This is a genomic window from Halosolutus sp. DAT137, from assembly GCF_059736405.1.
The window spans coordinates 37537-54401 of the sequence record NZ_JCAQID010000008.1 but is presented as its reverse complement, the minus strand read 5'-3'; the positions used below and the strand labels follow the sequence as shown (position 1 = coordinate 54401).

Genomic DNA, 16865 nt, shown 5'->3' with positions numbered 1-16865 from the left:
TTGTCTATCGTTCGTCTCGGTGGGACGCCGTCGTCCAACTTCGAGTTACTCCCCATCGTCTCGTGTAGAACGAACGTGTTCGGTTCAGGGTCAGCGAGGGAGCCGCAGAATCGAGATCGAGACGACCAGCGGTTCCCAAACGGTCGCGCCTTCGAACGACACCTCCTGGGGCGCGATCGGTTCCTCACCCGGTGAGGTCGCTGCGACCACCGGGTTCGTACCGCCCATCGCAATAGGTCGCCGCTCGTGAACAGTCAGTAGACGAGGCAATCCGTACTGTCTTCGGTCGCAAGCGCGTCTGTCAGCTATGAACGTACTCGTTGCGATGGACGACTCCCCCAGGTCACGACAGGCACTGGAGTTCGCCCTCGATACGTTTCCGGACGCTCGTCTCCTCGCCGTCACCGCCCTCGAAGTAACGACCGTAGACCTCGGCACCGCCGACACCTCTCCGGTTGCGGCTGCACGTGACCGGGCCGACGACATCCTCGACAACGCAACTGCCATCGCAACCCGCTACGGACGCGACGTGCAAACCGAGGTGATCAGTGGCCACGCTGCCACGGCGATCGTTTCGTTCGCTGCCGAGATGGACGTCGATCACGTGGTCGTTGGAAGCCGCGGTGCGTCCGGTCTCGAACGGATTCTACTCGGGAGCGTCGCGGAAACGATCGTTCGGCGGGCACCGTGTCCGGTAACGGTAGTTCGCTGAGAGTCGTCCGTGGCGATCGTCCGGTGACCCGTCAGTCCTCGTTGGAGTACTCGATCGTTTCACCCGTCTCCTCGGGTTCTGCGTCGAGTTCTTCCGGATCCGTGTCCTCGGCCATCCACTTCGAGGCCGCTCCCGATTCGATGCCGAGTTGGTCTTCGGGAAGTCGCGAGACCTTGCCGGGTCTGGCCGGAACGTACGCTCGTCCGGCAAGACCGCCGATGACCCACTCACGCAACGTTAGCTGTCTGTCCGAGCCGTCCTCGCGAGCGGCTTCGAGTCGCCGTTCCGTGGTCTGGAAGTAGTTGACCACCGTGACGAGCAAGACGCCGCCAGTGGTGTTCCCCAGCAATACCGGGAGCACGAATCCGGTCAGTCCGGAGAGGAGTACCGGCTCGCCGAGGAAGACCAGATACATCAGCTCGGTAAAGGAGACGACGACGTGAAACAGGTCGGCGTAGGGAATCATCAGGAAGGCGATATAGATGAGGAAAAACCGGGTAATCGTGTCGCGAACGGCGTAATCGAGCCAGACGACGCCCGCGACGATCAGTCCGGCGAAGCCGGCTTTGAAGAACAGATCCCAGAACGCGGTTTCGATCCCCTTCATTGCGATATCGCTGGCGGCGAGGGCTGCGGGATCCGAGAACACGCCCGTGTAGGCGAGGACGAGTGCGCCGACCGTGCCGCCGGCAAAGTTTCCGATCAGGACGACGGTCCAGATGCGAAACAGGGCCGGGAGACTCGCCAATCGTTCGAGCACGAGGGTGACCGGCGGAAGCGTATTTTCCGTGTACAACTGGTAGCCGCCCAGAATAATGTAGACGAAACCGATCGGGTAGAGGATCCCACTCAGAATCGGGTGCCCGTCCGTCGAGGCGGTCATCGAGGCGTAGATCAGGAACGTCAGCGTGATCGCAAACCCGCCCGCGAGACTACTAAAGAACAGTTCTCGAAGCCCGATGTCGATCTCTTCGTCAGCGGCGGCGATGATTCGCTGGAAGACTTCGTTGCTCTCGAATCGGTCTCGAACGACTGCACCTTCCGCCGGTGCCCCGTGACTGGACTGTTCGAGTTCACTCCGGAGAGTGTCGTCTGGATCGGTCATCACAGCGGGATGTAGCCTCGGCAGGCAAAACGTCTTGCATTCCGGTCTTTCCGTCGATTCCGCCTGAAAAATACTGAGAGATCAACCTCGCGATCGAGTGAGTTTGTGACCGAGCACTCGTCTGTTGCCGAATTCGTTCGATCGCGATCCGTTCCGACCCGCCGACAGCGTGGTGTGTCGATGATCGTCTCGGGACGGATATTCTGACCATAGATTCTATACCCTGGGCCACTTATGAAACAGTATGCCGGAAGAAGTTCTGTTCAAGTTCGAACGATCGATGGAAACCGCTGAGATCGCTGACTACCTCCGGACGGTTGCCGACAATCTGGAGCGGGGTAAGGAACTCACGATCGACGCTGGCGGTGAGTCGGTAACGATGACGCCGCCCGCACGACCGACCTTCGAGATCAAGGCTGAACGAGAAACGTCCAGCTCCGGAGGCGACCCCGAGTTGAGCATCGAGTTCGAACTCGAGTGGGACGAGGGTGCCCCAGGGAACGACGAGGGTGACGGCGGGTTGACGATCGAGTAGGAGGGTGACGGCCGAGTAGGACTCGGACACGCACGCCCAACGATCAACGATTGCGGAACCCCGACACAGTCGCCGTCCGAGCCTTCGATCGCGGTAGCAATCGAGAACACATGATGAGTTGCATACCCGAAAACGTTAGAGTTCGACGACCCACACCCGGAACTCCGGGGAAAGGCCGTACGCACGCTGGAACGCGGCGTCGATGAACTGTGCGATTCGGTTCGCGTCGGCTTTGGCGCTGATCCGCACGTTGACGCCGTCGGCCGCCTCCGGTCGGGAGAGATCGTCGATTTTAAACGCCGGGTACTCTCCGAGCAGCGCCTTTATTTCCTCGAGTTCGTCGTCCGTGCAGTCGAGGTTTAGCGTGTCACCACCGAGCTGGATCCAGGGAACGCCGAGATCAGGGTCCGGACCGTCCTCGCCCTGGTCCGCGATGGACTCGACGTCGACTTCCAGGGTGAGGAACTCGCTTCCGCGCGCGCGATGGGCCGTAATCGCATCCACGTACAATTTTCGCCGTTTTCCTGGGTCTGCTGCGTCGAAACGGGTCATACCCGTACGCACGTGCGCAATTCTTTAAGCCTTTATGTGGTGGCGCTGAACGAGCGCATATGGCACAGCCACGAATACTCATCCTGGGAGCACCGGGAGCGGGAAAGGGGACCCAGAGCCAGAAGATCATCGAAGCGTTCGACGTCGAACACGTCACGACCGGCGACGCGCTTCGTGCCAACAAGGATATGGACATCTCCGAGATGGACACGGAGTACGACACGCCCCGCGAGTACATGGACCGCGGCGAACTCGTCCCCGACGCGGTGGTCAACGCGATCGTCGACGAAGCGCTCGCCCAGGCTGGCGGGTTCGTCCTCGACGGTTACCCGCGAAATCTCGAACAGGCCGAGGAACTCGACGGAATGACCGACCTCGACGTCGTCCTCTATCTCGACGTCAGCGAGGAGGAACTCGTCCACCGGCTCACCGGCCGCCGGATGGATCCCGAGACGGGCGACATCTACCACGTCGAATACAACCCGCCAGAAGACCCCGACGTCGAGGCCCGCCTCGAGCAGCGCGACGACGACACGGAGGAGACCGTTCGAGAGCGACTCCGCGTCTTCCGCGAGAACACCGAACCCGTCATCGAATACTACGAGGAACAAGGCGACCTGGAGCGCATCGACGGCGAGCAGTCGCCTGCTGAGGTCTGGGAAGACGTGAAGGCGACGATCGAAAACGCAGCATAGTCACGTTTCGATACTATCGAACAGAATCGAGCGGCTCAGTAGTTTTCGACGTCGAGCGTGTGAACGGCGATATTCAGGTACGTTATCTGTGGTGGAAGATCGTATCCATCCGGATACACCTCGATCTCTTCACCACTCAGGTCGGAATCGTAATCGAACGCAACGGAGTTCGAGTGAGCACAAGCCGAGTAGGCAACAAGCGAGCCGAAGAAGTCGCCACCACCTTGCATGTGAACCTGGTGGTGATCCTCGCACCTACCGTTCGCGCCGTTCCACCAGTTATTCTCTTCTTCGGAGGCGACGTAGAGCAGTCCTTCAAAACTCCCCGTGTTACCCGGTCCAAAGTCTACTGCCTGATGCGAGGGACCGTAGTATTGAATCGCCGACGCGTCACTCTCACAATCGGCAGTCGCACACACGTCTCCTTCCAGTATCGCCTTGTCGCCGCCGGAGTATATCCGCAGGATGTTCTCTTCGTCGTCGTCTCTGTCCGTAACACTGATGTGGCTATCTTCGGTGAGATGCACGGATTCCTCGACGATCAGCGTCGCATCGCCCTCCGTCAGGTTAAATTCGTACTCGACGTCGCCGTCGATCGAATCGACGAAATACGTTCCACTGTCTAACTCGTAACTATCGTTCGAGAGGACTCGATCGACGTCGCCGTCGTTTGCGTCGTCGATCAGTTCCTCGATAACCGGGTCCATCTCTGGCATCGGTGTTCCCCGTTCGTTAACGCCAGCGAACTTGTCGTGTTGATCGTGAAAGTGTCGATCCTCGTTCGAGCTGATGGTTGCTCCCTGCTCGAACGCCTGATCCAACTCAGTGTATCCAAACGTCGCAGTGACCGTTCGGTTTGCGTGATCGACATCCGGTGACCGCTCGGTCTGTTGCTGGAAGAACGTCTCCCAGCCTCGGTAGTACTCGCTTTGGACCGTAATCGTTACCGTATCGTCCCGGACGTAACTCGCGTTCTCGATCGGTTTCGTGCTGTTGTATCCGATCGAAATCTCACCGGAGTTCAGGGTTTGTTCACCTGAAACGGTCGACATCGGGAACCAGAGGGTATGGGCGTCCGAATCGTACTGGATGTTCGGCGCTGAAAGCATCCGCGTTTGATTCCCGCGTTCACTCCAGACCCCGCCCGACTGGAAGGCTACGATGGAGCCGTCATCGCCCTCGTACTCGATCGATCCGATCGATTCGTTGATTTCGACACCGCCGCCCTCGATCCAGATCCGCCCCGTGTCGGATTTTGCGATCGCACCCGAATCGCCGGCGTCGAACGTTACCGATCGAACCCCGTCGCTGTCCGCAGCAGCGGTCGACATCGTGTGTCCTAACTCGACAAACGCCTGTTCAATTCGTTCTTGTTCGGTCTGAGATTCCGCACTGGTAAGTACGTCCCCGGCGACGAGAAAAATTCCGACGCTTACTGTCGCAACCATCCCGATCAACAACACGATTCCGATCAGCGCTGCCTGGCCCCGATCGGAGCGCGTAGACCGGCGATGTTCGCGACAGAGCACGCTCATGTACACGTCCACGACAATCACAGTGTTAAATGATTCGGCCGAACCGATCGTCCATGCTGATTCGTTTCGACGCGGGGATCGGTCCCTGAATGCGTGTTGTCAGGGGCCGGTCAGTCTCTCGCCGGTGAACCGTTTCGTCGCCAGACCCTCCTCGTCTGTGCCGCGACGCATCGTTCTACTAGTGGACGGACGATTCGTGAGCGCTGTGAAGAAAAACACTTGTATATCGGACGGGCCTAGGTTTCGTCAGATGACGCGTACAGCCGAGAAGATCAACGCCCTCGTAAGCGAGGATTCCTCCATGTCGGAGGCGCTGGAGGCCATCCGCGAGGTAGCCGACGAGAACGGCGGCTCGGTCGAGTGGGGTGACGTCCGCGAGGACCTCACGAGCGGCCAGTGGGGCCGTCTGATCGAGAAGGGAGTACTGGTCGACGGCAACGCGGGGTTCGAGATTGCCGATCGCGAGGCCTTCGACGAGGCTCTCGACGGCGATGGTGACAGTGATTCCGGAGTTCCGGATGTCGACATCGACGACGAGGCGACCAGCTGGTCACAGTGGGACAAACTGGCAGCAGTCGGTGCGATCCTACTGATGGTCGGCTACTGGCTCGATTCCGTCCGCAACACGGTTGGCGGTGCGCTTGACCTCGTGTTGGGTCCGCTCGACGCGTTCCTGCCGTTCCATATCGTGATTCTGTCGGTCGCGCTGTTGACTGGGCTGTACTCGACGCTCCTGCAGGCGAACCTGATGAATCCCGAGATCATCGGCAAGTACCAAGAGCGGATGAAGGCGATGCAGAACAAACAGAAAGACATCCGTGAACGAAAGAAAGACGCCGAGGAGCGGGGCGCAAGCGAAGCCGAAATCGAACGTATCGACAACGAACTCGACGACGCCCGCGAAGAACAGATGGAAGCGATGGCGGAGAACATCGGGATGTTCAAAGAGCAGTTCCGGCCGATGGTCTGGATCATGCTCTTTACCATCCCGCTGTTCCTCTGGATGTACTGGAAGATCCTCGACGGCCACGTCAGCGAAGCCGAACTGACGATGGTGATGCCGATCGCCGGCGAGGTCTCGCTGGACGAGTCGCTGCTCGGCCCGATGTGGGCCTGGATCATCTGGTACTTCCTCTGTTCGATGGGCTTTACGCAACTGCTGCGGAAGGCATTGAACATCGACATGTCGCCGACAGGAGCCTGACGACGCCGAACCGACGCGAACCGCACTACTCGGGCCAACCGCTACTACTTTGACTCCCCTTCGACTGACGGCGCGACGGCCCCGGTTTCGTATTCACTCATCCCCGCGAGGGTCGGTCGATACCCCGATCGATTCAAAACCCATTTTACTCACCGCATCGGAGCAGAGATATGTTACTCACCGTCTCCGGTCCGCCGGGAAGCGGGAAGAGCACGACTGCGGAGTTGCTTGCCGAGTCCTTCGATCTCGACCACGTCAGCGGCGGTGACATTTTTCGCGAACTGGCCGACGAGCGAGGGTACACGCCACTCGAGTTCAACAAACTCGCGGAAGAAAACGACGAGATCGATCGCGACCTCGATCGACGGCTGCGCGAAATCGCCACTGAGTCGGACGGACTGGTGCTCGAATCCCGTCTCGCCGGGTGGCTCGCGGGCGACCACGCTGATTTCCGATTCTGGCTCGACGCGCCGGTCGGCGTCCGCGGAAAGCGTATTGCCGAGCGTGAGGGGAAAGACCCCGATCGAGCGACGGAGGAGACGAAAGCCCGAGAGGCGAGCGAGGCACAGCGATACCTCGAGTACTACGGAATCGATATCGGGGATCTGGGGATCTACGACCTCTCGGTGAACACGGCCCGCTGGGAACCCGATGCCGTCCTCGACATGCTCGTCACCGCCGTCGGGGAGTACGAGACCGCCGGTGACGAGGGGAAAGCGACCGTAACCGGTATCGAATACGAGTTCTGATGAGCCTTCGAGGCCCACCCGAGGACCGATCGCCGGCCGACCTCCTCACCTTCGGCGTCGTCAACCTCGACAAACCGCCCGGTCCCTCTTCCCATCAGATCAGCGGCTGGCTCCGGGATTCCGTCGCCGAGACGCTTGCCGACCGCGGTACCGACGCCACGATCGAGCAGGCGGCCCACGCGGGGACGCTCGATCCGAAAGTGACCGGGTGCCTGCCGGTGATGCTCGGGGATGCGACGCGACTCGCCCAGGTCTTCCTCGAGGGGGCAAAAGAGTACGTCGCGGTACTCGAGTGTCACGGTCCCGTGCCGGCCGACGTCGAGTCCGTCCTCGCGGAGTTCGAGGGACCGATCTACCAGAAGCCACCGCGAAAGAGCGCCGTTTCGCGCCGCCTCCGCGTGCGAGAGATTTACGGGCTGGACGTTCTCGAGAGGACCGATCGGCAGGTGCTGCTTCGCATCCGGTGTGAGAGCGGGACCTACGTCCGCAAACTCTGTCACGACCTCGGTTTGGCGCTTGGAACCGGCGGCCACATGGGACACCTTCGCAGGACGATGACCGACCCGTTCGATGACACGGCCCTCCACACGGCCGAGGTGTTCCTCGATGCGCTCGCGTTCTGGGTCGAAGACGACGATCCAGAGCCACTCCGGGAAGTCGTCTCGCCCGCCGAGCGCATTCTGGACGGGATTCCCGCCATCGAAATCGCCGAGAGCGCAGCGCGGGAAGTCGCGACGGGAGCGCCGGTGTACGCCCCCGGCGTTCTCGAGGTCGGTTCGGATGCCGATCGAGGCGATCTCGTGGCCTGTTACACGCCCGACGGCGCAGCCGTCTGTCTGGGCACGTTGGTCGGCAACCCGACCGCGGAAGAGGGTGTCGTGGTCGATCTCGAGCGGGTGCTGGTGTGAACGGGTGTTCGACCGCCATCCCGTCGCAGGCCTGTTTCTAGCTGTCGAGGAGCGATCGAAACGACACGCTTAAACGGCAGACGACCATCGGTCCGCATGCGGGACCGTGGGGTAGTGGTATCCTCTGCGGATGGGGTCCGTAGGACCCGAGTTCAATTCTCGGCGGTCCCATTCAACGTTCTGCTGGATGAAAATTACGACCAGCACAGCTGTTCTGCACTCAAAATACACTCCGGAATAGCATGGTGTAAACCCCTCTCTTTAAATGGAGGTGCGTCGGCGTGAGTAGTGACGCCGACGAAGTCCCTCCAGCGGTGCACGTTTGCCGATTCTGTGGCTTCGAGATCGACGACCAGAACCAGCAGTGCGTCGCGAAAGACGAAGGGGTGTGTCGGCCATGATGCGTCTCAACGTCGAGACGGATCCAAGCCACTGTCTCCGCTGCGGAGCACACGTCACTCCCGAGTTTCGACGTGGTTACGGTGACGATCGCGACCGCGCACACCGCTGTCCCGATTGCGACACCTACACGCGACTGAGTTCCGGAAGCGCCGCGGGCCTGGCGATCGCGATCGCCGATCCGCTTGACGACCCGAGCCGGTTCAACGAGTGTTACGAGGATCTGGCACCGCACGTACAGGCGGTTTGTCGCTATGGCTCTGGCGAGATTGCGACCGATGGGGGTGAATCAGCGTGAGCCGTCTGGTCGAATCCGACGAGTGCGAACGCTGTGGCGATCGAATTCATGGGCTACGTCAGCTCTGTTCTGACTGTACGCGCGACGTTCGCGACGCTCGGGAGGGACCGCTATGAGTTCGCGAACCTCACCGCTCGAGAGTCCGAAGGCCAGCGGGGACGCCATCGAGGCACACATCGTTCAGGACCTCACCGAACTCGAGTACGTCGGTGACCGAACGGCTACGTGGCACGACGCGCGGACATCGACGTTGCTCGAGCCGCGTCGATCGCTGCCGTTCTACGGAATCGTGTTGCTCGAGACGGACATCCCGGTCGAAATCAAAGGCTGCCAGCTCGAAACGAGTAACGGCGACGGAACGACCCACGGTCGAATCTACGTCAAGCGGGCGGCCCACGAACAATTGCTCGACGCGGCCGGAATGTACCTGATTGTCGTCTACCTCCCCCGGCCGGGATTGCCACAGGTCGCCCGCGCGATCGTGCCGGCAACGATCCTCGACGAACTCCTGTCCGGTCGGTGGTACGAGGTTAGCGGCGATCGATCGGAGCAAGAGGTCGCGAAACTCGCGTGGTCGCACGTGATCGATCCGGCGGGTGTCGATCCCGCGGTTACTGTGGGTGATCGGTCGTGACGGTCCACACGACGTACTTCGGGCGGCTACCGAGCTGCGAACCGTCCGACGACGCTTCCATCTACGGTGTCGTTCGCTATCCGAAGGATTTCGTCGAACGAATCACTGATCGGAACATCCCGGCGGTCGCGCCACCCGACGACCTACTCGACGCCTACAAGACCGTCGAGTCCGCTGCCGAAAAGAACGGCGAGGCCAACCCCGCCGTAATCGCGTGGGACTCCGTCGACTACGAGCGGCGGTATCTCGAGTACCTGAATCAAGCTGGTCCACAGACTGTGCTCGACGAGCTGACCAATCGCGCTCGGGAGCGTGATCTGTGGCTGGTCTGTTGGGAGAAGGACGCGCGGTGGTGCCACCGGCGGTTGCTCGCGAACACGATCGTCGCTGACTTGGAAGACGTCGAGATCGTTCACCACCCCGATCCGTCTACCATCCCGATCGACGATGGTGACGACGAGGTCGAGGATCCCGATGCGACACTGACCGACTTCGCCGAATCCGGGGGTGCGTGATGGCGGATCATCCGGCGTCAGCGGCTCACGAGATCCGCGGCTACCTCACCTTTACCGATCATGGCGACTCGCCGTACTGGCAGCTCGGCGAGCTGATCGGTGCACTCGACGGCGGTCAAAAAGACATGAACGTCGAGATCGACGGCGAGCCGTGGGTTGTCTCGGTTGGATATCAAAACGGGGGTCTGAAGCCCCGTCCGTCAGACAAAGTCGACGGTAATCTTCGGGAGTATCGAATCACCGCACACGGACGTGACGAGCGTAAGTTACCGCTGTTGATACAACCGCGACTCGATTGGTCGAGCGAGCGCCGGCCACAGTCCGTTCCGGCCGATCTCGGTCTCGCGACGAATGTGAAACTCGAAACGTGCTCGAATCTCGAGCCGCGAGAGATTCGCGAGCTAATCCCGCGCATTATGCGCACGCTTGCCGAAAAGGCCGGGATCGGATGGAACCCAGAATACTTCACCGGAACTCCTCACGAATACTCGAGAGTTACTCAGTATGAGCGCTACTTTCGCGTAAACCGAGAGTATGCGCGAAAAGTCGTCAAGTCCGATGGGATCTTTCACCGGCTGTTCCATCTGCTCGCCGACCAGGAGGGAAGCAAGATCGTCTTTTCAGCCGACAATCGCGAGATCGTGGGGTACAATCACCAGCTCCGTCTCCCAACGCGAGCCGTTTCAGAAATGTTTCCCGACGGTACTCGCCACGGACTCCAACTCAAGCACTACCACCCGGAGCACGTCCGCAAGAAAGACGACAGCGACCCACTCTATCATCCGAAACTCGGCTCACTGTTCAAGAAAGGTCTCAACGGCGAAGCGATCCCATGGCACGAGATCGACGAACTCGGTCACGAGCTCGAGGAAACGATTATCAATACGCTCGAGTGGGCAGGGGTGCCGACAAAGGGAGACGTCGCGTTCATATCCGACTGGCATTTTGACGCAAGCGCTCGCTCCGATCGCGACGTTGCACTGTTCGACGATCCTACCCCCGAAATCGAATCGCATCAAGACTCCGTACTCATGTCGACACTGACGCGGCTGTCGGATCGCGATCGCGACGTACTCGAGCGCGTCGCTTTGACCGATGGCGGAGACGCACACGTCAACGAGATCGCTGACGACACTGGTTGGGCGACCTCGACAATTTACCGCGCGCTATCGAAACTCGGAGATCTGCTCGAGAACGAGAATGGAAACGTCTCGTTCCTCTCTCAGAAGATTCGCGATCGTGTAGCCGACCTCGTCGACCAGCTCGACGAGACCGTTGAGGCAACGACTCGAATCATCGAGGATACGCTCAACGTCGATCCACGAGATCTCGAACGCAAGGGGCGAGCGTGGCAAAATTGGCTCACTCGCTACGGAGCCGAGCTCGTTCGCGACGGCAACAATCCCCAGGAGAACGCTAAAATCCGGATCCGCGAGATCCTGTCCACGTTCAAACACGATTCGTATGACCACGTCGGCGAGATCGTCGATTACGGTAAAATCGCATGGATCCGAGCCGGGCGCGATCCCGTCACCTTCGAGAACGCGACGGTCGTGTTCGACGATCCCGATGGGAACACGATCGCAAACAAAGCCCGCCTATTGATTGACCGCTACGACACCGGGTAAACAAGCCCGGTCGATAGTGGCAACGCCGTCTCCCGTTCATTCTTTTATAAGTGATACTCTGTTTTCCCGACTAACCCCCGTTTCATGTCGAGACCGCGTTTCGAGTGGAACTACTTTATTGCGTTCACCGACGGTTGTAACTCAGTCACCGTTCCCACTGCGCGGGCACATCCCCTTAGCGAGTGTGTCTAACGACACAATGTCAAAAATTACTCCGCCCCGCACAGCCCCGCTGCGCCGAAAATTTTGGGGTTTCGGATGGTTGAGACCCGATTCGCACACACCCCTCCCTACTTTTCCGAATCTCGAGTTGAAGGACACGAAACAGGGGTTGATGATTGACTCTATAAATACTCACAGTTGCCGGGGTACGTTGCCATCCCTTCATACTCAATGAGTTTCTTCTGTAATGCATCGATTTCAGATTCCATTTGATCCAATACAGTCGCTGCTTCAGAGGCAATGTTGTACTCTTCGTACTTATCGATTTGATCGATCACTTCCTGTAGGACAGAAGCTACCATCTCCTGATCATTCTCGATAGAGTTGTCCGATTGACGGGTAAGAATCACCTTATAGCTGTTTCCTCCACTACCAGGATATTTTATTTCATCCGCATGTCTACTAGTATTGCGCCCTAATGCTTGCTCAACTCTTTTATCGAGACCACTTTTCATCAGATCTGTCCGCTCAAGGAGGATTATTCGGTTAAAAACCCATTCATTATACCACTCTGTGGGTTCAAGATTGAGTGGTGCAGATTTGATCGGTTCAGAATCATTAAATTGGTCTACAAATTCATCTTTCAGAGTCTCGAACGATTCATTTAGATCTTCGATCTGGTTCTTATGTTGGCGGAGTTCATCTCCGTGATTCTTGATTAGATCCTGAAAATAGTTGTCCTCTTCGAGATTTGAGGGGGCAACGCGAAATGGATCATTTTGGCCAAAGACATATACAGGTTCTGCTGATTGGATTTGTGTTTTCTGTACGTCTGGCAGATGTTCTAACCATTCCTGTATTCGTTCACGTAATATGTCTGAATGATACCTTCGGCGCTCACGATTGTTTTGGCGATGAAGCAAATAGGTATAGTACCCAGTAACTAACACCAAAACAACCGTGGATCCAGCTTGGAGCCACGCAGGTTCGATAGTCATTATAACAACAAGATTTTTCTCGATCAAAAAACACACGCAATACCTCTAACATATGAAATTCGGCATCATGATACTCCATGGGTCAGTTGTTTAAAAATTATCAGGGTCAACTGCTTTAATCCTGTACTCGCCATCGCCAACGCGATCGACTGCGACACGAGCGTCTTTGATTTCACCGTCGTCGTCGACCAGGCCGTCTCGGAATAGGTCGTCTTTCGGGAGCGTCACTCCACCAGACCCGTCTATGTTTCTGAGCTTTCGGATTGGCATCGAATATCGGCACACCTCGTCCCCTCGTCTTAAAGGGTGGTGCTTCCGGGGGGTAGTACCCCGGAGAACCCGTTACATTCCTGAGGACTATCTGTTCGGTCCAAATCTGGTTCTCAGAGCGAGCGCGGTAGCGTTCGCTGTATACAGGTGACAGAATGTACCCAGAACAGATCGGTAAGACGCGGTGGCATCGAGGGGTTGTAGCGTGATCTCCGGTGTAACGATCGTGGGCTCGATGCTTACGCTCGTCGCGATCGCGGACGTATGGAGGGGAAGGCCGTGACAGACGACGAGCACGGGCTCGGAGGAAGCCCGGCTTTCCGCAAGTACATCAATCGGCTCCGAAGGCAATGGACGCCGGATCCCGAACTGGCAGCGAAACACGGTGTGCCCGCCGTAAACGGGCGATCTTACGATATCGACATGACCGAAACAAGCAGTGGCGAGAACGGAGCACAACTCAACGAATCACAGATGGGCCGACGCGCGTTTTGCGTCGGTACAGTCGCGACGATCGCGCTCGCGGGAGCTGGAACGGCGGTAGCTGACGACGGCGAACAACTCGCGTTCGACGCGGACGCCGTGCCAAACCCGTTCGCGAGCGCGACGACGACGATCGGGACGCACGAGCCCGGCTGGAACCCGCTTGAGTACGAGGGAGACGACGGCGAGGCGACGACGCTCCCAGCGGTGATCGACGATCGTGACCCGAACGATCACGACGAGACGACGGCGAACGTTTTCGGGCTCCGCGCGGATCGACTCGACGCGAGCGATTACCGCTCGTTCCCGCGCGACGTGACGTACGAGGACTCCGACGGCGACGTGCAAGACGTCTCCGCGATCGATCCGGAGTTTTGGACCGCCGGTGCGGACATGACTGTCACGGAGGGCGATCTCGAGATCGATAGCGTGCGGATCTCGACGGACGGCGTCGTCGACGGTGGCAGCACGACGGCGACTTTCGACGCGGACAGCCATGCTGACGTTCTTGCCGACGCGGATCCCCGTCAGTACTTCCAGCTCGGCGTGAACATCAGCACGATCGCGGCGGACGGGCTCGTCGAGTTCGCGTTCGTCGACGACGTCGGCGGAGCAAAGACCGTGCGGATCGATCCGAACGGGGACGAGACGGCCAACGAAGTCGTCGCGACCGCGACCGGCAGCGGGATCGTTCATCAGGTTCAATTCGGCGAGCTTGCTAACGAGCTCGAAGAAATCACGGCCGTCGAGATCACGGTCTCGGACGCTGACGCGGACGTGACGCTGTTCGGACTCAACGGACAGCGCAAGAGCCGGTGGGAGTTCGGAACGCGCGTCGTCGACGAAAACACCGACGACGAAGACACGGAGACGATTCGGGAGCCGTCGGGGATGTTTTGGGCGACGGATCTCGAGGGCGATCTCGTCGCGAACGCGACGCGGCACGATCTCGAGCTACCGCTCGCGTACGATGCGTCGAGCACGGACGTCGAGACGTCGCATAGTCTCGAGCAAACCGACCGGTATCCGCCATACGACGCGCTGTCGGAAACGCACGCGCGCATTGAGGTGCCGACGGCGTACGAGCTCTCACACAGCGATCTCACGCTCGAGATGCAACAGGAGCTCCCCGACGAGCGGTATCACGTCCTGGAGGTCGCGGAGGACACGGCGGACACCGACGACGAGGACGTCGACGGTGAGGATCGCCGGAATCAGCTCCCCGGCGAGGGTGACTATGCCGAGCTTGAGGAATTCGTTTCGACCGGCGTCGAGTACTCGGTCGTGGCGGAGCTGAAACTGACCGACAGCGAGACGGACCAGCTGTTTACCGACGGCGGGGGCGGCGGGTTCGGCGCTCGAAGCTCCGGCGGCGGTGGCTGGTTCAGCGGCGCTCGTGGGTTCGCACTCGCTGCCGTGACAGCCGTTACGGGCTACTTTGGACTGGTTCGGAAACGACTGCCGTTCACGGGGTGATTTAAATGGCAACTGACCCGGACAGTCTGTTCGACCGCGCGGGTGACGCACTCGACTCCGGCGGCTGGCGTCGGCTCCTGGAGACGGGATTCGGCACGATCTTCTTGGCCTGGGTCTGGAGTGTCTCGAACATCATGGGATCGTTCTTCCAGACGGTGTTCGCGCCGGTTCGCGCGATCATGCAGGGATTCGCTGATTTTATCTCCGGCACGATCGGCGCGGGCGTCGGCGTGATCGAGGCGGGTGGACTCTCGTCGGAACAGTCGTTGCTCGTCGGGATCGGATCGTTCGCTGGTCCGTTCGCCTTCCCGCTCGGAGTCGTGTCGGTCGTGATGGCATTGCTAATCGTCGATTGGTGGTGGGACCGCACGGAGATCGTTCCGTGGGGGATTATCACGAATAGGTTTGGGTGACAAGAATGGGAGACGACTGGGGTTGGACTCCGCCATCGCACGGTGGGACCAGCGGCGACGACGGCGGATCACTGTCAGACAGAGCGGGCGAGTACGTCGAAGACGGAATTCGTTGGTCGAAGCTCCTGCGAGATAGTGTCGGGGCCGTGATCCTTGCGTATTTCTTCTACGTCGTCGAGGTCGTCTCGTTCTTCCTGAGTAGTATCGAGGCGGCCATGCACCTGCTGTCTGGCTGGCTCTCAAACCTGATCTACGAGACCGTGACGTCACCAGCTGACGGGATGCAACGAGCGGTCGTCGAACTAATCAATTTCCTACACCACGAGGTGTTTGGGATTTTCGGGCTCCCGGCCGCGATCCTGATCTTCTTACTAACGCTGACTGTGATCGATCGCGTCTATCAGTGGGTTAGCGAAGAGGTGATTCCGTGAGTGACGACGATCTCGGAGAGCTGAGAGAACTTGTCGACTATGTAGACGAACTCACGAATATCGCGAGCTATGCGGATGAGATCACCGACTTCGCACAAGCACCGGGAGAATACATCCGCAATAGGATATTTGTCGTGATTGTTGAATCGTTCTTAAACATCGTCACCGGGCTGATCGGGTTGTTCCAGGAGATCGGATCTCTGTTTCTCGACGGTGTGTTGGGATCCGCGGGGAGCGCTGTGGTCGACTCTCTATCGGTCGTCGGCGCGATCCCGCTCTATCTGGTCAACTTGGTAAACGAGCTGTTGCTGTCGGCGTCGCTCGCTGCGGGGCCGGCCGCACCGATCGTGTACGTCGCGATGTGGGCGGCGATAATCACCGTGCTCGCGGAGTTCGGTATGCAGGCGTTCAATCAAATTGTCGGGAGAATCCCGGTGTTGTCCACATGAGCGACCGATATCTTGCGGGCGTGATCGGTACTGTCGCGGGCGTAACGGCAGATCTCGTCGTGTTCGGCGGCGACGTGATCGTCGCCGTGTTCCTGTTACTGTTTCAGGATCCGACAGTTGTGCTGTCGTTCGTCGCGACGCTGTCGACCTACGCGGCTCGAGCCGACTGGATCCCGCACGGAGCGGTCGATCAGGCGTATAACGCGATAATCGTAATCGTGCTGGCGTTCATGGCGATTCGATTACTCGAAAGATTGTATCAGAAAACAACAAAATGAGACGAGCAAAACGACCACGACCGGAGTATCGGCAGCGGCAGAGACGACAGCGACCGACGGGCGATCCCGGTGGTCGGCCGTGATGTCGACGCTGGGGCTCGGCGTCGCGCTCGGGCTGATCTCGACGGTCTGGCTCGCGCTCTACGCGGCCGCGGACGGAGACTCCGAGACCGCGACGCGGAATCTCGTCGGCGGCGTCGGCGGGCTCCTGGTCGGAAGCGTGACCGTGTTCGTCGCGGCGGCTCAGGAGGGCGCGGCCGTGCTCGGGATGTTTGGCGACGTGATCGGCGCGAACGCTCCGGCGGTGAGCAATCTGTTCGCGATCGCGCTCGGGTATCTCGTCAGTGCGGGATCCATCGGGATCACGCCGGAGACGTGGATCGTCGTCACGGTCGCGGCAATGGTCGTGCTCGCCATGTTCGATCGGAGGTAACTG

At 59.4% G+C, this 16865-nt stretch carries 20 protein-coding genes, 1 tRNA gene and 1 pseudogene; 17 read left to right on the top strand and 5 right to left on the bottom strand.

What is annotated here, in order from left to right:
• Positions 1–307: 307 nt before the first annotated feature.
• Positions 308–712 (top strand): universal stress protein, encoded by a 405-nt coding sequence (locus tag AC6I6L_RS13400; protein WP_497918268.1) that lies wholly within the window; start codon positions 308–310, stop codon positions 710–712.
• Positions 713–899: 187 nt separating this feature from the next.
• Here AC6I6L_RS13400 and AC6I6L_RS13395 read toward each other — a convergent pair.
• A pseudogene (locus tag AC6I6L_RS13395) lies at positions 900–1817 on the bottom strand (formate/nitrite transporter family protein); the annotation flags it as partial.
• A gap of 244 nt (positions 1818–2061) precedes the next feature.
• Between AC6I6L_RS13395 and AC6I6L_RS13390 the strand changes: the two are divergent.
• Positions 2062–2352, top strand: a complete 291-nt coding sequence (locus AC6I6L_RS13390; protein WP_497918267.1) for an amphi-Trp domain-containing protein — start codon at positions 2062–2064, stop codon at positions 2350–2352.
• Positions 2353–2487: 135 nt separating this feature from the next.
• Here the strand turns inward: AC6I6L_RS13390 and AC6I6L_RS13385 are convergent, their stop codons facing one another.
• Complete coding sequence (locus AC6I6L_RS13385) at positions 2488–2904, bottom strand: DUF7975 family protein (RefSeq protein ID WP_497918266.1); 417 nt, start codon at positions 2902–2904, stop codon at positions 2488–2490.
• Between the two features lie 59 nt (positions 2905–2963).
• Between AC6I6L_RS13385 and AC6I6L_RS13380 the strand changes: the two genes are divergently transcribed.
• Entirely contained in the window at positions 2964–3599 is a 636-nt protein-coding gene (locus tag AC6I6L_RS13380; protein WP_497918265.1) for an adenylate kinase, read from the top strand.
• Positions 3600–3634: 35 nt separating this feature from the next.
• Here AC6I6L_RS13380 and AC6I6L_RS13375 read toward each other — a convergent pair whose 3' ends face one another.
• Complete coding sequence (locus tag AC6I6L_RS13375) at positions 3635–5134, bottom strand: DUF7289 family protein (RefSeq protein WP_497918264.1); 1500 nt, start codon at positions 5132–5134, stop codon at positions 3635–3637.
• 250 nt (positions 5135–5384) lie between these two features.
• Between AC6I6L_RS13375 and AC6I6L_RS13370 the strand changes: the two genes are divergently transcribed.
• The 8 genes from AC6I6L_RS13370 to AC6I6L_RS13335 all read left to right on the top strand — a co-directional run bounded on the left by AC6I6L_RS13370 (position 5385) and on the right by AC6I6L_RS13335 (position 11469).
• Positions 5385–6338, top strand: a complete 954-nt coding sequence (locus AC6I6L_RS13370; protein WP_497918263.1) for a DUF106 domain-containing protein — start codon at positions 5385–5387, stop codon at positions 6336–6338.
• A gap of 170 nt (positions 6339–6508) precedes the next feature.
• Positions 6509–7087: a (d)CMP kinase gene (gene cmk, locus AC6I6L_RS13365; protein WP_497918262.1), complete on the top strand. Its 579-nt coding sequence runs from the start codon at positions 6509–6511 to the stop codon at positions 7085–7087.
• Positions 7087–7995: an RNA-guided pseudouridylation complex pseudouridine synthase subunit Cbf5 gene (locus AC6I6L_RS13360; protein WP_497918261.1), complete on the top strand. Its 909-nt coding sequence runs from the start codon at positions 7087–7089 to the stop codon at positions 7993–7995. Before cmk ends, AC6I6L_RS13360 begins: the two co-directional genes overlap by 1 nt.
• A 100-nt stretch (positions 7996–8095) precedes the next feature.
• Positions 8096–8166: transfer RNA gene (locus AC6I6L_RS13355), tRNA-Pro, on the top strand.
• 226 nt (positions 8167–8392) lie between these two features.
• The gene (locus AC6I6L_RS13350) at positions 8393–8692 is read left to right on the top strand and encodes a DUF7563 family protein (protein WP_497918260.1); all 300 of its coding nucleotides are present in this window, start codon (positions 8393–8395) and stop codon (positions 8690–8692) included.
• Positions 8693–8804: 112 nt separating this feature from the next.
• Positions 8805–9326, top strand: coding sequence for a PD-(D/E)XK family putative nuclease (locus AC6I6L_RS13345; protein WP_497918259.1), 522 nt, complete (start codon positions 8805–8807; stop codon positions 9324–9326).
• Positions 9323–9841 carry a DUF488 family protein, N3 subclade gene (locus tag AC6I6L_RS13340; RefSeq protein WP_497918258.1) on the top strand — a complete coding sequence of 173 codons (519 nt, stop codon included), beginning with the start codon at positions 9323–9325 and terminating at the stop codon, positions 9839–9841. Before AC6I6L_RS13345 ends, AC6I6L_RS13340 begins: the two co-directional genes overlap by 4 nt.
• The gene (locus AC6I6L_RS13335; RefSeq protein ID WP_497918257.1) at positions 9841–11469 is read left to right on the top strand and encodes a helix-turn-helix transcriptional regulator; all 1629 of its coding nucleotides are present in this window, start codon (positions 9841–9843) and stop codon (positions 11467–11469) included. Before AC6I6L_RS13340 ends, AC6I6L_RS13335 begins: the two co-directional genes overlap by 1 nt.
• Before the next feature lie 344 nt (positions 11470–11813).
• Here AC6I6L_RS13335 and AC6I6L_RS13330 read toward each other — a convergent pair whose 3' ends face one another.
• Complete coding sequence (locus AC6I6L_RS13330) at positions 11814–12629, bottom strand: hypothetical protein (protein WP_497918256.1); 816 nt, start codon at positions 12627–12629, stop codon at positions 11814–11816.
• 90 nt (positions 12630–12719) lie between these two features.
• Positions 12720–12899, bottom strand: a complete 180-nt coding sequence (locus AC6I6L_RS13325; protein WP_497918255.1) for a DUF8053 family protein — start codon at positions 12897–12899, stop codon at positions 12720–12722.
• 279 nt (positions 12900–13178) lie between these two features.
• Between AC6I6L_RS13325 and AC6I6L_RS13320 the strand changes: the two genes are divergently transcribed.
• From AC6I6L_RS13320 to AC6I6L_RS13295, 6 genes are all read left to right on the top strand, one after another.
• Complete coding sequence (locus tag AC6I6L_RS13320) at positions 13179–14858, top strand: hypothetical protein (RefSeq protein WP_497918254.1); 1680 nt, start codon at positions 13179–13181, stop codon at positions 14856–14858.
• Between the two features lie 5 nt (positions 14859–14863).
• On the top strand, positions 14864–15271 hold the full coding sequence (locus AC6I6L_RS13315) for a hypothetical protein (RefSeq protein WP_497918253.1): 408 nt from the start codon (positions 14864–14866) through the stop codon (positions 15269–15271).
• 5 nt (positions 15272–15276) lie between these two features.
• Positions 15277–15702 carry a hypothetical protein gene (locus tag AC6I6L_RS13310; protein WP_497918252.1) on the top strand — a complete coding sequence of 142 codons (426 nt, stop codon included), beginning with the start codon at positions 15277–15279 and terminating at the stop codon, positions 15700–15702.
• The gene (locus tag AC6I6L_RS13305) at positions 15699–16151 is read left to right on the top strand and encodes a hypothetical protein (protein ID WP_497918251.1); all 453 of its coding nucleotides are present in this window, start codon (positions 15699–15701) and stop codon (positions 16149–16151) included. Before AC6I6L_RS13310 ends, AC6I6L_RS13305 begins: the two co-directional genes overlap by 4 nt.
• Positions 16148–16429 (top strand): hypothetical protein, encoded by a 282-nt coding sequence (locus AC6I6L_RS13300; RefSeq protein ID WP_497918250.1) that lies wholly within the window; start codon positions 16148–16150, stop codon positions 16427–16429. The genes AC6I6L_RS13305 and AC6I6L_RS13300 overlap by 4 nt, the downstream gene beginning before the upstream one ends.
• 82 nt (positions 16430–16511) lie before the next feature.
• On the top strand, positions 16512–16862 hold the full coding sequence (locus AC6I6L_RS13295; RefSeq protein ID WP_497918249.1) for a hypothetical protein: 351 nt from the start codon (positions 16512–16514) through the stop codon (positions 16860–16862).
• Positions 16863–16865: the final 3 nt, after the last annotated feature.

Excerpts from the sequence above, each read along its gene's own strand:
- AC6I6L_RS13400 (WP_497918268.1), top strand. The coding sequence starts at position 308 with ATGAACGTACTCGTTGCGATGGACGACTCCCCCAGGTCACGACAGGCA.
- AC6I6L_RS13390 (WP_497918267.1), top strand. The coding sequence starts at position 2,062 with ATGCCGGAAGAAGTTCTGTTCAAGTTCGAACGATCGATGGAAACCGCT.
- AC6I6L_RS13385 (WP_497918266.1), bottom strand. The coding sequence starts at position 2,904 with ATGACCCGTTTCGACGCAGCAGACCCAGGAAAACGGCGAAAATTGTAC.
- AC6I6L_RS13380 (WP_497918265.1), top strand. The coding sequence starts at position 2,964 with ATGGCACAGCCACGAATACTCATCCTGGGAGCACCGGGAGCGGGAAAG.
- AC6I6L_RS13375 (WP_497918264.1), bottom strand. The coding sequence starts at position 5,134 with ATGAGCGTGCTCTGTCGCGAACATCGCCGGTCTACGCGCTCCGATCGG.
- AC6I6L_RS13370 (WP_497918263.1), top strand. The coding sequence starts at position 5,385 with ATGACGCGTACAGCCGAGAAGATCAACGCCCTCGTAAGCGAGGATTCC.
- cmk (WP_497918262.1), top strand. The coding sequence starts at position 6,509 with ATGTTACTCACCGTCTCCGGTCCGCCGGGAAGCGGGAAGAGCACGACT.
- AC6I6L_RS13360 (WP_497918261.1), top strand. The coding sequence starts at position 7,087 with ATGAGCCTTCGAGGCCCACCCGAGGACCGATCGCCGGCCGACCTCCTC.
- AC6I6L_RS13350 (WP_497918260.1), top strand. The coding sequence starts at position 8,393 with ATGATGCGTCTCAACGTCGAGACGGATCCAAGCCACTGTCTCCGCTGC.
- AC6I6L_RS13345 (WP_497918259.1), top strand. The coding sequence starts at position 8,805 with ATGAGTTCGCGAACCTCACCGCTCGAGAGTCCGAAGGCCAGCGGGGAC.
- AC6I6L_RS13335 (WP_497918257.1), top strand. The coding sequence starts at position 9,841 with ATGGCGGATCATCCGGCGTCAGCGGCTCACGAGATCCGCGGCTACCTC.
- AC6I6L_RS13330 (WP_497918256.1), bottom strand. The coding sequence starts at position 12,629 with ATGACTATCGAACCTGCGTGGCTCCAAGCTGGATCCACGGTTGTTTTG.
- AC6I6L_RS13325 (WP_497918255.1), bottom strand. The coding sequence starts at position 12,899 with ATGCCAATCCGAAAGCTCAGAAACATAGACGGGTCTGGTGGAGTGACG.
- AC6I6L_RS13315 (WP_497918253.1), top strand. The coding sequence starts at position 14,864 with ATGGCAACTGACCCGGACAGTCTGTTCGACCGCGCGGGTGACGCACTC.
- AC6I6L_RS13310 (WP_497918252.1), top strand. The coding sequence starts at position 15,277 with ATGGGAGACGACTGGGGTTGGACTCCGCCATCGCACGGTGGGACCAGC.
- AC6I6L_RS13300 (WP_497918250.1), top strand. The coding sequence starts at position 16,148 with ATGAGCGACCGATATCTTGCGGGCGTGATCGGTACTGTCGCGGGCGTA.
- AC6I6L_RS13295 (WP_497918249.1), top strand. The coding sequence starts at position 16,512 with ATGTCGACGCTGGGGCTCGGCGTCGCGCTCGGGCTGATCTCGACGGTC.